Raw genomic sequence first — 13,715 nt, forward strand, 5'->3', positions numbered from 1 at the left:
TTAAGCACGCCGCCAGCGTTCGTCCTGAGCCAGGATCAAACTCTCCAAACAATGCTTGGAAAAGTGGTTGAATCCCAACCAAAAAGGAATCCGTCCATCCGAAGATTTGGACGGGGTTATGCATGTGTTTCATGCACTGGCTTTTAACACACTGTTGAGTTCTCAAGAAACGGACGCGTACTTCCTCACTAGAACCCGTTCCCGGATCCCCGCTCGGAGGCGTTCATCTCGTCTTGCGTTCTTTCGTTGTGTCTTAATTCTTTCAGCCGTTCAAGTCTCTGTCAAATTGACCGGACTTGCTCGACCTGCTGGAATTAAGTCGCGCCCCGCTTCCGGGACAACCCCTCTAACTTACTCCCAAGCCCGACTCTTGTCGAATCGACCTTCCGTTGGACGCGAACGTCCGCCGGAGTGGCAGTGTCTGGAGGTGGCCCCCGAGTGAGTCCGGCGATCAACGCCTTCCCCGTGGGACTGGTGAACTCTATGTACGGTCCCCAGAACCGTCAAATCGGCGGCCCGCCACACGCCGGCAAGGCATGGTGGGTAGGTATTCCGCCGTGCGAGATCAATCCGTGCCGAGAGCACTCATCCTCCTGGTGGGCATCGCCGGCGCGGTGATCGCCCTGTTCGGGCTGCGCGAGGTCAATTCCATCGTCGGGCCCGTCGTCCTGGCGCTCGTGCTGGTCATCGCCGTGGCGCCGGTGCGCAGCTGGCTGACGGCGCGGCGGGCGCCCATATGGGTGCAGGTGGCGGTGCCGTTCCTGATCGTGGTGCTGGTGCTGCTCGGCATGGTGGGGATCCTGACGATCTCCGTCACCCAGCTCGCCTCGCTGCTGCCCACGTACGCCAAGCAGTTCGAGGAGCTGCTGGCGGCCTCGCAGCACTGGGCCGCCACCCACGGGCTGGGCAACGACGTGCTGGCCAAGGCGGTGCAGGCGTTCGATCCCGGCCGGATGCTGGGGCTGGCGCAGAGCCTGCTCGGGAGCCTGATCGGCGTGTTGTCGAGCCTGTTCCTGATCGTGGTGCTGTTGCTGGCGATGTGCATCGACGCGCCGGTGACGGCGCGCATCCTCACCACCGGCGAGGGGAACCGGCCGCAGCTGGTGACGGCGCTGGCGACGTTCGCGCACAAGACGCGGCGGTATCTCATCGTCTCGACCGTCTTCGGGCTGATCGACGCGGTTCTCGACGTCATCGTGCTGTCGTTGCTGGACGTGCCGTTGCCGCTGTTGTGGGGGGTGCTGGCGTTGATCGCCAACTACATCCCGAACATCGGGTTCGTCATCGGGCTGCTGCCGCCCGCCCTGCTGGCGCTCCTGCACGGCGGCGTCAAGACGATGGTGCTGGTGGTCGTGGCCTACATCGTCATCAACGTGGTCACGCAGTCGTTCATCATGCCGAAGTTCCTGGGGGACGCGGTGGGGCTCTCGACCACGATGACGTTTCTGTCGCTGATCGTGTGGACGTTCATGCTGGGGCCGCTCGGCGCGATCCTGGCGATCCCGCTCAGCCTGCTGGCGCGGGCGGTGCTGATCGACAGCGACCCGAGCGCGAAGTGGGCGCAGGCGCTGGTGTCAGGCAAGATGCCGGACGGGTGAGAGCAGGCGGCCCAGCGGGACGCCGCTCAGCCGTTTCACGTCGTGGGACAGGTGGGCCTGGTCGGCGTAGCCGGCGCGGGCCGCCGCCTCCGCCGCTGGCACGCCCGCGCGGGCCAGGGTGAGCGCGTGCTGGAAGCGGACGACGCGCTGGAGGGTCTTGGGCGAGTAGCCGAAGGAGGCGACGCTGCGGCGGTGGAGCTGGCGTTCGCTGAGGCCGATGGCCCAGGCGACGTCACGCACGCTGCGGCCCATGCGCAGCGCGCCGGCGATGGCGGGCGCGGCCGGGTCGGGGGCGGGGGTCTCGCGCAGGCGGGTCAGGACGGCGGCGCGCATGGCCGCGAGCCGCGCCGCCGGGTCGGGCGCCATGGCCGCGTCGGCCAGCGGGGGCGGGACGGCGAGGGCGGGCAGGGCGGCGAGCGGGACGCGGCGGTCGCGCAGCTCGTGGACCGGGACGCCGAAGACGGCGCCCGCCGCGCCGGGTTTGAAGCGGATGCCGACGTAGGCGTCGCCCGCCGCCATCGGGGTGGGCACCGGGCCGGTGTCGGGGCCGGCCACGAAGAGGCCGCCGGGCCCCCAGATGAGGTCGACGCAGGCGTCGGGCACCACGAGCTGCGTGGTCTCGCCCTCGCTGACCTGGTGCCACACGCAGGCGACACGGCCGGAGAGAGCGTCGCCCGGGTGCCGTTCCGCGTACATGCCTCCAACGTACGCGACCCGGCCGACAGAATCGGCTCAGGCGGGCAGGCGGCCGTACGCGTGCAGGGTGCTCAGGCGCGCCAGGGTCAGGTGGCCCGCCCATTCGTGGGCGGTCAGCGGGGTCCAGGTGTTCCAGTTCGGGTGCCAGCCGCCGTCGGGGGACTGGGCGGCGGCCAGGGCGTCCAAGTGGAGGTCGAGGGTGGCGGCGTCGAAGAGGGGCAGGGCCGACGGCGCGGGCGCGAAGTCGAGGGGGTGGTGCACCTCGCCTTCGGCGTGCGGGTCGAAGGCGACCGTGGCCAGGACGGCCTCGCGCAGCCGGGCGAACTCGGTGACGGCCCGCTCCCGGTCGGGGACGTGTTCGAGGAACACGAGCAGGGCGCGGGCCTCGTACGGAGTGGTCTGCGTGAGCCCGGCGATGCGCGACCAGCAGAAGTCGGTGGCCGGCCCGAGCCAGGGGTGGGTGACGCCGTGCTTGTGCAGCAGTCCGGCGAGCGCGGCGGTGGGGTTGAGGTCGCCGGGCGGGTCGTCGGGGGCCTGCCACCAGGGCGCGCGCGGCATGTCGCGGACGGACGGCAGCACGAACGGCACCCCGCCCCCGGCGGCCGTGATGCCCGCCAGGTAGTCGCAGGCGGCGGCGACCATCGGCGAGTCGAAGGCGTCGAGCTCGTCGAGGATCCAGAAGGCGACCTCGACCGGTTGCGGCTGGCTGGCGGCGCCGCGCAGGTCGGGTTCCAGGGCGTTGCCGAAGCCGCCGTCGGCGTTCTGGTAGCAGCGCAGGGCGTCGAGCACGCGGGCGCGGGAGCCGCCCGCGAACAGGGCCTCGAACCTCAGCCTGTCGATGAGCCTGCCGTGGAGTCGCAGGAATTGTGCCGCTCGGTCGAGTGTGTCCATGTCCGCTTCCGTCGAGAGAGCCGTGTCCGGCGACGCTACCGCCGAGGGCGGGGACGGGTCTTGTCGAAATCGGACGCGTCCGCGGGTCACTTCATGAAGAAGACCGGGCCGCGCGGCCGGAAGGGCAGCGGCGCGCCCTGGGGCACCAGGAAGGCGTGCTCGCGGCGGATGCGCAGCACGTCGCACTGCCCGTCGGTGATCAGCAGGATGGGGCCGTCGGGCGGGAAGTCATCGGCGCGTTCGAGCAGCTTGACGCCGGGCTGGAGGATCGTGCCGCCCCGGCCGCGCACCCTGACCCGGCCGGCGATGTCCTCGACCGGCAGGTAGCCGGCATCGTAGGCGGTGGCGTCGCAGAAGACGACCCTGGCCCGGGGCACGTCGCGGGCGGCGGCGTAGGAGGCGATGGCGCCGAGTGCCTTGCCGAGCAGCTTGACGTCCATGGAGCCGGAGGTGTCGAGGACGACGCCGAACGTCTTCCTGCGGACGACCTCCTCGGGCCGTACCCGGCCGGGGCGCGGGATGCCGGGGCTGGCGGCCTGGCGGCGGGAGGCGCGGGCGTACGAGCGGCGCGACTCCTCGGGCTGGAAGTGCTCGTCGAACCAGCGGGCGAGCTGGGCGTCCCAGGGCAGGGGCGGCTGTTCGAGCGCGCGGATCTCCTGTTCGAGACCTGCGGGCAGCAGGCCGCGCCCGCTGGAGTGGTGGTAGGCCAGGCCGGTGCACAGGGCGTTGCGGTAGTAGTCGTCGAGGTCGACGTAGCCGCGGGCCTGGCGTGCCGGGCGGTCGAGCACGTCGCCCATGCCGCGGCCGCGCAGGGTGGCCAGCTTGCGCAGGCGTCGCAGGTCGCCGGCGATCCGGTCGTAGACGGCCTCGGCGGACATCGCGCCGAGCGACTGGTCGAACAGCAGCCCTTCGGGCATCTCGCCGACGCCCATCTCGACCAGCCAGCCGTTGATCACGTAGTCGCAGGCGACGTTCCACAGGTACGGGTCGCGCATGCCGGCCCGTTCGCCGTGCCGCAGGGCGGCGTGCAGCATCTCGTGGGCGAGCACGAAACGCCACTCGTGCTCGGTGTGCGTGGCCAGCGGGTTGACGTAGATCTCGGCCGCCTCGGCGCTGACGGCGGCGATCGAGATGTCCCAGGCCCTGGCCAGCTCGGCGTCCGCGACGATCTTCATGCCCGCGGCCAGCGCGCCGAGCAGCGGGTACGACGACATGAACCAGCGAAGAGCGCCGTCCCAGGGGCCTTTGACGTGGCCTTCGACGGGGGTGCGCGGCGCGCCGGCCCGGTCGAGCGCGGACGTCGCGGACCAGGCGACGCCGATCGCGAAGCCGCGCTGGAAGTCGAAGTGCTCGGCGTCCTCCTCGGTGCCGATGTGGAAGTCGGCGGGGCCGAGCGGCTGGAACGGGGGCGGGACGCCGGCCCTGCGCCACCGTTCGGAGAGCGTGACCTCGTCCTCCTCGGGCAGCTCGGCGGGCAGCGGCGCGGGACAGTGTCCGATCTTGACCGTGCGCAGGAAGCGGTCGACCGCCAGGCAGCAGGCGGCGTGGTAGGCGGGGTCGGGCAGGTCGCCGTCGACGTCCTTGGGGGCGCAGGCGCGCGGGTCGGCGTGGCCGAAGCCCAGGTGGAGCAGCAGGTGGGCGAAGACCCATGCCCACTCCGCGGCGGGGGCGCGGCGTTTGGGGTGGAAGGTGACGTCGCCGTCCTCGCTGACGACGGCCCACGTCTCGGGCGGCAGCCGGCCGTCGGCCGCCTCCAGCAGGGTGCCGTGCAGGCCGGCGAACAGCGGGTGGCCCTTGACGGCGGCCCAGCCGTTCATGACCTCGGCCCGCCAGGGGTCGGCCTTGGGCTTGCGGCGGCTCACGAGCGGGCCGCCATGAGCCGGGGCACGTCCCTGCCGATCTCGACGAGGAACCAGGTGGGCAGCGCGGGCGCGCCGTCGGCGTCGTTGGCGATGACGAGCTGGGCGCATTCGAGGGAGATCTCGGCCAGCTCGACGAGCAGTGTCTTGGCGCGGAAGCCGAGGTCGCGGCCGCGGGCGGAGGCACCGCGCTTGTCGGCGGGCAGCTCCTTGACCAGGCGGGCGCGGAAGGTCTCGGCCAGGAAGTAGAGCAGGTCGCGCTCCTCGGGGCGGCGCGGCCAGGGCGCCTCGCCCTTGAGCACGGCGTCGAGGTCGTAGGCGTGCCGGACGGTCCTGACGTAGGCGCGGAAGGCGGAGGCGTGGGCGGTGGTGAGGGTGCCGAAGGCGAGCATCGCGAGGGTCTCGTCGCCGACGTCGTCGCCGTAGGAGGTGAGCACGTCGGAGAGCATGTGCCAGGCGCGCGGCGAGGAGAACGGCTCCTCGGTCTTGGGCGGCGGGCTCCACAGGTGGTCGGGGCGCTGGACGAGGTAGTCGACGATCCAGGGGTGGATGCCGTGGGCCGCCGCCCACTTCAGCCAGTCGTCGGCCGAGGCGCGCAGGTGCACGTGGACCAGGCGGTTGATCAGGGCCGAGGCCATCGGGCGGGCCAGCGCGTTGTCGGTGGCCCGGTTGCCGGCGCCGATCACGACCGAGCCGGCGGGCAGCTCGTACGTGCCGATGCGGCGGTCGAGGATCAGCGAGTAGAACGCCTTCTGCACCTCGGGCGCGGAGGCGTTGAGCTCGTCGAGGAACAGGCAGTAGGGCTCGTCGCGGGCGATGGACTCCGGCGGCGCGAACCGGCTGCGCCCGCCGACCAGCTCGGGCACGCCGATCAGGTCTTCGGGGGCGAGCTGGGTGCCGAGCAGGGTGACGCAGTCGAGGCCGAGCGAGCCGGCGAACTCGCGTACCAGCGAGCTCTTGCCGATGCCGGGGGCGCCCCACAGGAAGACCGGGCGGACCACGGCGACGTGCAGCAGCACCTCGGGAAGCTGCGCAGGGGTGACGGTGACCGTTGCCTGCATGCCTCCAAGGGTGACGAACCGGGCGTTCCCCCGCATCACATTTAATCCTTTGCCCTGGTGGCGCCGTCCGGCCTACTGTCGGCGCCATGTGTTCCATGTTCTGCACCGTGTTCATCCGCATCCGCCGCGGCCGGGCTCTGGCCCGCTAGCGGACGGCTGACACCGCGCGTCCGCCGGCGCGCCCGGGGCCCTTCGAGACCTGTTCATCTCGAGGACCCGAAAGGGCAGTGCTGTGGCGCAGAACTTCGCGCACGGAAACTATTCACACACCCAGAAGAACGTCAGGAACGGCGGCGGCGGTCGTACGCCCGCCGACCGGCTCAGGCGTGAGCTCTCGCAGAACTTCCTGGCCGACCGGCATGCCGTGGAGCTGATGATCAAGGCGGCGGCGCCGGAGGGGCTGGTGCTCGAACCCGGCTCCGGGCCGGGCGTGCTCACGCTGGCGCTGGCCGAGGCCGGGGCGCGGGTGATCGGCTACGAGCTCGATCCCCGGCTCGCCGGGCGGCTGGCCTCGCGTACGCGTGACGATCCGCGGATCGTGGTGGTCAGGGGCGACTTCACGGCCGCGCGGGCGCCGCGTGAGCCGTTCGCGGTCGTGGGCAACATCCCGTACTCGGTCACGTCGAGGATCGTCGACTGGTGCCTGCGGGCGCGCGAGCTGACCTCGGCGACGCTGCTCACCCAGCGGGAGTACGCGCGCAAGCGCACGGGCGACTACGGCCGGTGGAGCCTGGTCACGGTGTCGTCGTGGCCGTGGTTCGACTGGCGGCTCGGCGACACGATCGGCAGGGAGAGCTTCCGTCCGGTGCCGTCGGTGGACTCGGCGATCCTTCGCGTGCAACGGCGGCCCGAGCCGCTGGTGAGCGATCGTGGAAGCTACCTGGAGCTGGTCGAGCTGGGGTTCGGCGGGGTCGGCGGCTCGGTGCGCGCCTCCCTGCGCCCGCGCTACCGGGGGGTGGACGCGGCGCTCGGCGAGGCGGGCGTGGCCCGCGACGCCGTCGTGGGCCACGTGCACCCGGACCAGTGGGTGAGCCTGTGGCGGCGGCTAGAGCGCCGTTGAGGTGATCTTCGCCGGGACGGCGGCGACTCTGTCCTGGGCCGTCGAGACGCGGCGGACCCAGGGCATGGCCAGCAGCAGCACCGGCAGCAGCACGATGGAGGCGCGTGACCAGTCGCGGTGGAGGTACCACCAGTCGTTGACGCCGAACTGCGTCATGTAGAGGTAGCCGTAGGCGGCCCAGAACGAGGTGCCGACGATGGCCGGCCAGGCCCACCTTGTGGGCCTGGCCACCAGGAACGGCATGAACCACAGCAGGTACTGGGCGCCGAGGCGGGGCGTCATGACCATGAAGACCAGCAGGATGGCCGTGGTCAGGTCGATCGGGTCGGCCCGCCGCCACAGCAGCAGGACGGCGACGACGCTGACGTAGATGAGCTTCGTGCCGAACGAGGCCAGCCCCGGCATCAGGGCCCAGTCGCCGCCGGTGAACCACGGGCTGTAGCCCCATTCGCCGACGATCGGGCGGATGTCCTGGATGGTACGGATGACGGCGGGGATCTCGTCGAGCGTGGTGCCCGCGAAGATCGGCGAGGTGAGCAGGAAGAACACCGGGACGATGCCGGTCATGACGAGGGCGGCGATCCTGGCGCGCAGGTGGGGCAGGAGCAGCAGCATGCCGGGGATCAGCCAGATCGGCCAGCTCTTGGCGCACAGCGCGAGGCCCATGAGCAGCCCGGCCAGCATGGCGCGCCGCAGGTCGGCGCGGTCGTCGGAGCCGGGCGTGAGGGCGCGGCGCAGCGTGGCGACAGGGCGGCGCGCCGCGGCGCGAAGGCCGGCGACGTCGACGGTCGCGCCGGGACGGTCGGGCGCGCCGGGCCCGCGGGCGACCACGAACGCGGCCACGCCGAACACCAGCGCGACCGGCTCGACCTGGCCGTGCACGCTGGCGATGAGCACGGCCAGCGGGTTGAGCGCGTACTGGAAGGCGCGCAGGGACGCCTTGGGGCCGCCGGCCAGCTTGCCGACCAGCGGCACCAGCACGATGTCGGCGACGACGGTGACCAGGCGGCCGGCGTACTCCCACGGGATGCCGAGCCACAGCAGGATGCCGTAGACGTAGGGGATGGTGGGCAGGAAGTGCCAGCCGCCCTCGCTGGCCAGCACCGGGTCCTTGCCCTGCAGCACCGCCTCGCCGGCGGGCTTGAAGCTCTCCATGAAGTCGACGGGTTGCCATGAGTCGATCGCGGAGGTGTACATGATCAGCATGCGGACGGCGATGCCGACGAGCACGGCGACGTAGAGTGGCGGCCGCCAGTCGCGCCACTGGGCGACGAGGGCGAGCACGACACCGGTGACGAGGACGACCCCCGTGAGAACTGCGTAATCCATGGCGGCCCCTAGCCTGCCGTAACAATCTGAGTGCCGCCACCTGGGCTTCCAATTCTTATCCCCGACATGCGGACACGTAAGGCGATAGAACATGACTGTCTGTGTTGAACTTTTTCCATGGGGGGATCGCAGGTCAACCAGGCACTGGTCAGGCTCTACTTCGAGGTGAGGGACGGGGTCCGTGACCCGGTCGCGGCCTGGGCGAAACTCACAGGCAACTCTCAGGTCTACCAGGCGCGGCGCGGCGAGCGGCGCGTCCCGCTGGACGACGCCACGGCGGCCGAGCTGGCGGCGGCGGCGATCGTGCACACGGCGGCGGAGCACGGCGCGGACCGGGTCGCGGCGCTGGCGACGTCGCCGCTGGCGGGCGTGGTGGACGGGCTGGGCGGCGCGCTGCTGACCGAGCATCCGTGCGCGTCGGAGCAGGTGCTCGGGCCGCGGTTCACGGGGCCGGGCGCCGATGACTGGGCGCGGGCGGCGTACGTGCTGCTGTGGGGGGAGAACAACCGGCTGGCCCGGACGGCGGACACGCCCTGGGTGATCGCCGGGCGGTACAAGGGCCAGAAGGTGGTGGCGATCGGCACCCACCCGACCCGGTTGTCCGACGAGACGCTGGTCGTGCGGCCGGGCACGGACGGCGCGCTGGCGATGGCGATGGGGCACGTGCTGCTGAAGGAGTTCTTCCTGGACCGGCCGCCGTTCGCCGCGCACGCGATGGAGCGGACGGACCTGCCGTTCCTGGTGCGGCTGCGCGAGCGCGAGGACGCGTACGTGCCGGGCGGGCTGCTCGGCCGGTCCTGCGACCGGCTCAGCGTGTACGGCGGCGAGGCGGTGCAGGTGCTGCTGCCGCGCTTCGACTTCGGGCCGGGCGTGCTGCGGCGCGGCGTGCCGGTCGTCAGGGACGGCGGCGAGCTGGTGACCACGGTGTTCGACCTGCTGCTGGCCGCCTACGGCGTGGCGCGGGACGGGCTGCCCGGGGTGTGGCCGCAGGGGTACGGGGACCGGGAGCCGTACACGCCGGGCTGGCAGGAGATCTACACCGGGGTGGCCGCCTCGCGGACGGTGAAGACGGCGCGGGAGCTGGGCGTGACGGCGGAGAAGACCGGCGGGCGGTGCATGATCGTGCCGGGCCGGCTGGAGACGCCGCACGCCGACACCGCCTACCGGGCGATGCTGGCGCTGCTGGTGCTGACCGGGTGCGGCAGCGGGTGGGCGCAGCCGGCGGGCGGTGCGGGGATCCCGCTGGTGCCGTACCTGTGCCTGCACGCCTGCGGCGAGGACCGCGCCGACGTGGGCGCGCTGAGCTGGGCGCTGTGCGAGGGCCTGTTCGCGCGCCGCACGTCGCGGTCGGTGCTGCTGGAGGCGGTGCGCGACGGGTGGCCGATGGCTCCCTCGCCGCGCGTGCTGGCCATCCCCCGGCCGATCTACCCGCTGCCGCCGGAGGTCGATCTGCTCATCGGCCCCGACGAGCAGTGCGACCTCGCGCCGCCGGACGCGGGCCTGGTGGCCGAGGCGGTGGCCCGGCTGGCCGGGCGGACGTCCCGGGCGGACCCGGACGGCACGCCGGCGGACGGGCGCATGCGCCTGCTGGTCGACCACGCCTGGATGCACGAGTACGGCGAGGCGCTGCCGACCTACCGTCCGCCGGGGTTGGGGGTGCCGCTCAAGCCCACCCAGCTCGTCCGGCCGTTCACAGGCCGTTGAGGTAGGCCCGGTGGCTCCTTGAGAACTCGAAGGCGTTGTACCTGTCCCAGTTGATCGACCAGGTCATCAGGCCGCGCAGGTTCGGGTAGACGCCGCGTGGCCGGTAGGTGCCGCAGTTGCTGCCCTTGGCCAGGCAGTCGAACGCCTTCTGGACCTCGGCGACGGTGGTGAACCCGTTGCCCGCGTTGGGCGAGGCGGGCAGGCCGATGGCCACCTGGTCCTGGCGCAGCGGCGGGAACACGTTGTTGGGGTTGCCCATGATCGGGAAGCCGGCCAGCAGCATGTCCGTCATGGCGACGTGGAAGTCGTGGCCGCCCATCGTGTGGTACTGGTTGTCCAGGCCGGTGATCGGGCCGGAGTTGTAGTCCTGCACGTGCAGCAGGGTCAGGTCGTCCCGCAGGGCGTGGATGACCGGCAGGTAGGAGGCGGCCCTGCTGTCGGCCGAGCCGTTCGGGCCCGGGCCGTAGAACTGGTAGCCGAGCTGCACGAAGAACGTCTCGGGCGCCATGGTGAGCACGAACTTGGCGCCGTAGCGGCTCTTGAGCGCGCGCAGCGCGGAGATCAGGTTGACGACGACGGGCGTGGTGGGGCTGGCCAGGTTGGTGTCGCCCTGGTTGAGGTAGAGGGAGTGGCCCTCGAAGTCCACGTCGAGGCCGTCGAGGCCGTACCGGTCGATGATGGCCGCGACCGACTCGACGAACTTGTCCCTGGCCGCGGTGGTGGTGAGCTGCACCTGGCCGTTCTGGCCGCCGATGGAGATCAGCACCTTCTTGCCCTGGGCCTGCTTGGCCCTGATGGCGGCGACGAAGTCCGCCTCGGGTTCGACGTTCGGGCACTCGGCGACCGGGCACTGGCGGAAGCGGATGTCGCCGGAGGTCACCGAGATGGGCTCGCCGAAGGCGAGGTTGATGACGTCCCATTCGGCGGGCACGTCGGCCATGCGGATGTATCCGGAGCCGTTGGCGAAGGAGGCGTGCAGGTAGCCGACCAGGACGCGCTTGGGCAGCCCGCCTCCCCCGCCGCCGCCGGCGGTCGTGGTGCCGGTGGCCTCGGCGGTGTAGGGCGAGCAGTTGCCGGCGGCGTCGCAGGCGCGGACCTTGAAGCGGTAGGAGGTGGAGGCGGCCAGGCCGGTGGCGGTGTGGCTGGTGGCGGTCACGGCGGCCGGGGCGCCGCCGTCGCGGGAGACCTCGTACCGGTCCACGCCGACGTTGTCGGTGGAGGCCGACCAGGTGGCGGTGAGCGAGCTGCTCGTCGCGCCGCCCACGGTCAGGTTGCCGGGGACGGTGGGGGCCTGGGTGTCGCCGCCGCCTCCGCCGCCGGGCGCGCCGTCCAGGACGACGTCGTCGGCGACGTAGGCGCTCTGGCCGTACCAGGAGTTGAGGTAGACGGTCACCGACGTGGTGGTGGCGCCGGTGGTGAACGTGGTGCGCAGCTGCGTCCAGGCCGAGCCGGGCGAGCCCCACGTCTGGGGGTCGGTGCCGCCGGTGCCGGTGGCGCCGAGGAAGACGTAGCCGCCCTGCACCCAGGCCGACAGCGTGTACGACGACGACGGCTGCACCTTGATCTGCTGCTGGCAGCGGGCTAGGTCGGCGCCGGCCGGGGTGGCCTTGAGCGCCTTCGTCCCGCCGTGGACGGGCGAGGTGACGGCGGCCGCGCCGGCGGAGGCGCTGCAGGTCCAGCCGGTCAGCCCGTCCTCGAAGCCGGGATTGACGGCGATGTTGGCCGCCAGGGCGGGGGTGGCGGACAGGCCCGCCGTGCCGAGGGCGAGCGCGAGCGCCGCGACGGCGGTGCGCCACCTGAAGATGCCGGTCATCCGGTGAACCCCTTGAAGATGTTCGTGAACTCGTAGCTGGACTGGGAGATCCCGCTGCAGGTCGGGGAGACCTGGCCGTTGGGGCAGCCGCCGTTGTCGCGGGCGGCCGACCAGAAGCCGACGAATCCGATGTGGTTGCTGTTGGCCCAGGTCAGGAGCTTGCGGGCGTCGGCCTGGGTGGTGGTCATGCCGGTGTCGTTCTTGCCGATCATGGGGGTGACGCCGAGCGCGCGCCTGAGCTGGGCGTCGCTCCTGGCCGGCCAGACGCCCTTCATCTGGCCGAGCGTGGCCTGGGCGGCGGCGGTCATCGCGTCGCCCCAGTTGCCGGTGTAGCCGAAGTTCATCAGCATCGGGTTGACGATCACGTCGAGGCCCTTGGCGGCGGCGTCCTGGAGGATCTGCAGCGAGAACGGGTCCACGCCGTAGTCCTGGCCCTGCACGCGCAGGGTGTAGCTGATCACGGTGCCGCGTTCGGTCTGGAGCTGCTTGAGCGCGGTGTTGACCTTGTTCGCGTCGATGCTCGCCTCGACGTCGACGTCCAGGTGGTTGGTGCCGACGGTGTCGAGCACCTTCTTGTAGGCGGCCAGCAGCGCCGCCGAGGTGCCGCAGGCGTGCTCCAGGTACGGTCCGACCGCGCCGCCGCTGGCCACGACGACCTGGCCGCCCTGGGCCTGGAGGGCCTTGACGTCGTTGAGGATCCGGGTGTCGGCGAGCGGGATCATGCCGCCCCAGGCCGGGTTGCAGCCGCTGCTGTCGCCGAGCACGAACGCCAGCGTGTAGTTCTTCACGCCGGTCGCGGCCGCCGCGCCCACCAGGGACGGGCTGGTCATCGTGATGTCGATGTAGGGGGCGTACCTGATGTCGCCGGCGGGCGGGACGGTGTCCTTGGAGGTGCGGCCGCCGGCCGGGGGCGAGTAGGCCGAGCAGTTGCCGGCGGCGTCGCAGGCCCGCACGCGGAAGGAGTAGGAGGTGTCGGGGGTGAGGCCGGTCGCGGTGTGGCTGGTCGTGGCGACGGCGACGGGGGCGGCCTCGTCCCTGGAGACCTCGTAGCGGGCGACCGAGCCGGAGTCGTCGGTGGAGGCCGACCAGGTCACGGTCAGGCTGGTGCCGGTCGGGCCGCCGACGGCCACGCCGCCGGGGACGGTCGGCGCCTGCGTGTCGGGCGGGCCGCCGGGGCCGTCGAGGACGATGTCGTCGGCGGTGTAGGCGCTCTGGCCGTACCAGCCGTTGACGTAGACGGTCACGGAGGTGGTGTTGGCGCCGGTGGTGAAGGAGGTCCTGAGCTGGCCCCACTGGTTGCCGGGGGCGCCCCACGTGCTGGCGTTGACGCCGGCGCCGGTCGCGCCGAGGAAGACGTAGGAGCCCTGGGCCCAGGCCGAGAGCTGGTAGGCGGTGCCGGGCTTGACGGTGACGGTCTGCTGGCAGCGGGCGAGGTCGGAGCCCTGCGGGGTGGCCTGGAGCGCCTGCGTGCCGCCGTGCGCGGGGGTGGTGACGGCCTGGGCGCCGGCCGGGCAGGTCCAGCCGCTCAGGCCGGACTCGAAGCCGGGGTTGGACAGGATGTTCGCGGCGGCGGCCGGGGTGGCGTGCAGGACGGTGAGTCCCAGTGCGGCCAGGGCCGTGGCCGCCGGTCCGCGCAGTCTCGTGCGGGGTCTCATGCGGGTCCTTTCGGGGGGTGCGGACCGCGCGCCGGTGCGGCCCGCCACC

10 protein-coding genes are annotated in these 13,715 nt (G+C 72.0%); 3 read left to right on the forward strand and 7 right to left on the reverse strand.

The window, feature by feature from the left end:
* Nucleotides 1–572: 572 nt before the first annotated feature.
* Nucleotides 573–1,598, forward strand: a complete 1,026-nt coding sequence (locus AB0J76_RS06295) for an AI-2E family transporter (RefSeq protein WP_352326083.1) — start codon at nucleotides 573–575, stop codon at nucleotides 1,596–1,598.
* Here the strand turns inward: AB0J76_RS06295 and AB0J76_RS06300 are convergent.
* The 4 genes from AB0J76_RS06300 to AB0J76_RS06315 form a co-directional block, all read right to left on the reverse strand.
* On the reverse strand, nucleotides 1,575–2,294 hold the full coding sequence (locus AB0J76_RS06300) for a DUF6597 domain-containing transcriptional factor (RefSeq protein ID WP_352326085.1): 720 nt from the start codon (nucleotides 2,292–2,294) through the stop codon (nucleotides 1,575–1,577). The two genes, AB0J76_RS06295 and AB0J76_RS06300, sit on opposite strands and share 24 nt — an antisense overlap.
* Nucleotides 2,295–2,330: 36 nt before the next feature.
* Nucleotides 2,331–3,185, reverse strand: coding sequence for a hypothetical protein (locus AB0J76_RS06305; RefSeq protein WP_352326086.1), 855 nt, complete (start codon nucleotides 3,183–3,185; stop codon nucleotides 2,331–2,333).
* A gap of 86 nt (nucleotides 3,186–3,271) precedes the next feature.
* Complete coding sequence (locus tag AB0J76_RS06310; protein WP_352326088.1) at nucleotides 3,272–5,047, reverse strand: hypothetical protein; 1,776 nt, start codon at nucleotides 5,045–5,047, stop codon at nucleotides 3,272–3,274.
* Entirely contained in the window at nucleotides 5,044–6,105 is a 1,062-nt protein-coding gene (locus AB0J76_RS06315; protein ID WP_352326089.1) for a MoxR family ATPase, read from the reverse strand. The genes AB0J76_RS06310 and AB0J76_RS06315 overlap by 4 nt, the downstream gene beginning before the upstream one ends.
* A gap of 232 nt (nucleotides 6,106–6,337) precedes the next feature.
* On the opposite strand from AB0J76_RS06315, the gene erm reads away from it, so the two are divergent.
* Nucleotides 6,338–7,165 (forward strand): ErmE/ErmH/ErmO/ErmR family 23S rRNA (adenine(2058)-N(6))-methyltransferase, encoded by an 828-nt coding sequence (gene erm / locus AB0J76_RS06320; protein ID WP_352326090.1) that lies wholly within the window; start codon nucleotides 6,338–6,340, stop codon nucleotides 7,163–7,165.
* Here erm and AB0J76_RS06325 read toward each other — a convergent pair.
* Nucleotides 7,151–8,494, reverse strand: coding sequence for a hypothetical protein (locus tag AB0J76_RS06325; RefSeq protein WP_352326091.1), 1,344 nt, complete (start codon nucleotides 8,492–8,494; stop codon nucleotides 7,151–7,153). The two genes, erm and AB0J76_RS06325, sit on opposite strands and share 15 nt — an antisense overlap.
* A 117-nt stretch (nucleotides 8,495–8,611) precedes the next feature.
* Between AB0J76_RS06325 and AB0J76_RS06330 the strand changes: the two genes are divergently transcribed.
* On the forward strand, nucleotides 8,612–10,198 hold the full coding sequence (locus AB0J76_RS06330) for a molybdopterin-dependent oxidoreductase (protein WP_352326092.1): 1,587 nt from the start codon (nucleotides 8,612–8,614) through the stop codon (nucleotides 10,196–10,198).
* On the opposite strand, the gene AB0J76_RS06335 is transcribed toward AB0J76_RS06330, so the two are convergent.
* Together AB0J76_RS06335 and AB0J76_RS06340 are read right to left on the reverse strand one after the other, a co-directional pair.
* A complete protein-coding gene (locus AB0J76_RS06335; protein ID WP_352326093.1) occupies nucleotides 10,185–12,011 on the reverse strand; it encodes a glycoside hydrolase family 18 protein in 1,827 nt (608 codons plus the stop codon). The two genes, AB0J76_RS06330 and AB0J76_RS06335, sit on opposite strands and share 14 nt — an antisense overlap.
* Entirely contained in the window at nucleotides 12,008–13,666 is a 1,659-nt protein-coding gene (locus AB0J76_RS06340) for a carbohydrate binding domain-containing protein (RefSeq protein ID WP_352326094.1), read from the reverse strand. The genes AB0J76_RS06335 and AB0J76_RS06340 overlap by 4 nt, the downstream gene beginning before the upstream one ends.
* Nucleotides 13,667–13,715 lie beyond the last annotated feature (49 nt).

This window comes from Nonomuraea sp. NPDC049624 (assembly GCF_040675255.1).
Lineage (GTDB): Bacteria > Actinomycetota > Actinomycetes > Streptosporangiales > Streptosporangiaceae > Nonomuraea.

Excerpts from the sequence above, each read along its gene's own strand:
- AB0J76_RS06300 (WP_352326085.1), bottom strand. The coding sequence starts at position 2,294 with ATGTACGCGGAACGGCACCCGGGCGACGCTCTCTCCGGCCGTGTCGCC.
- AB0J76_RS06305 (WP_352326086.1), bottom strand. The coding sequence starts at position 3,185 with ATGGACACACTCGACCGAGCGGCACAATTCCTGCGACTCCACGGCAGG.
- AB0J76_RS06315 (WP_352326089.1), bottom strand. The coding sequence starts at position 6,105 with ATGCAGGCAACGGTCACCGTCACCCCTGCGCAGCTTCCCGAGGTGCTG.
- AB0J76_RS06325 (WP_352326091.1), bottom strand. The coding sequence starts at position 8,494 with ATGGATTACGCAGTTCTCACGGGGGTCGTCCTCGTCACCGGTGTCGTG.
- AB0J76_RS06330 (WP_352326092.1), top strand. The coding sequence starts at position 8,612 with ATGGGGGGATCGCAGGTCAACCAGGCACTGGTCAGGCTCTACTTCGAG.
- AB0J76_RS06335 (WP_352326093.1), bottom strand. The coding sequence starts at position 12,011 with ATGACCGGCATCTTCAGGTGGCGCACCGCCGTCGCGGCGCTCGCGCTC.
- AB0J76_RS06340 (WP_352326094.1), bottom strand. The coding sequence starts at position 13,666 with ATGAGACCCCGCACGAGACTGCGCGGACCGGCGGCCACGGCCCTGGCC.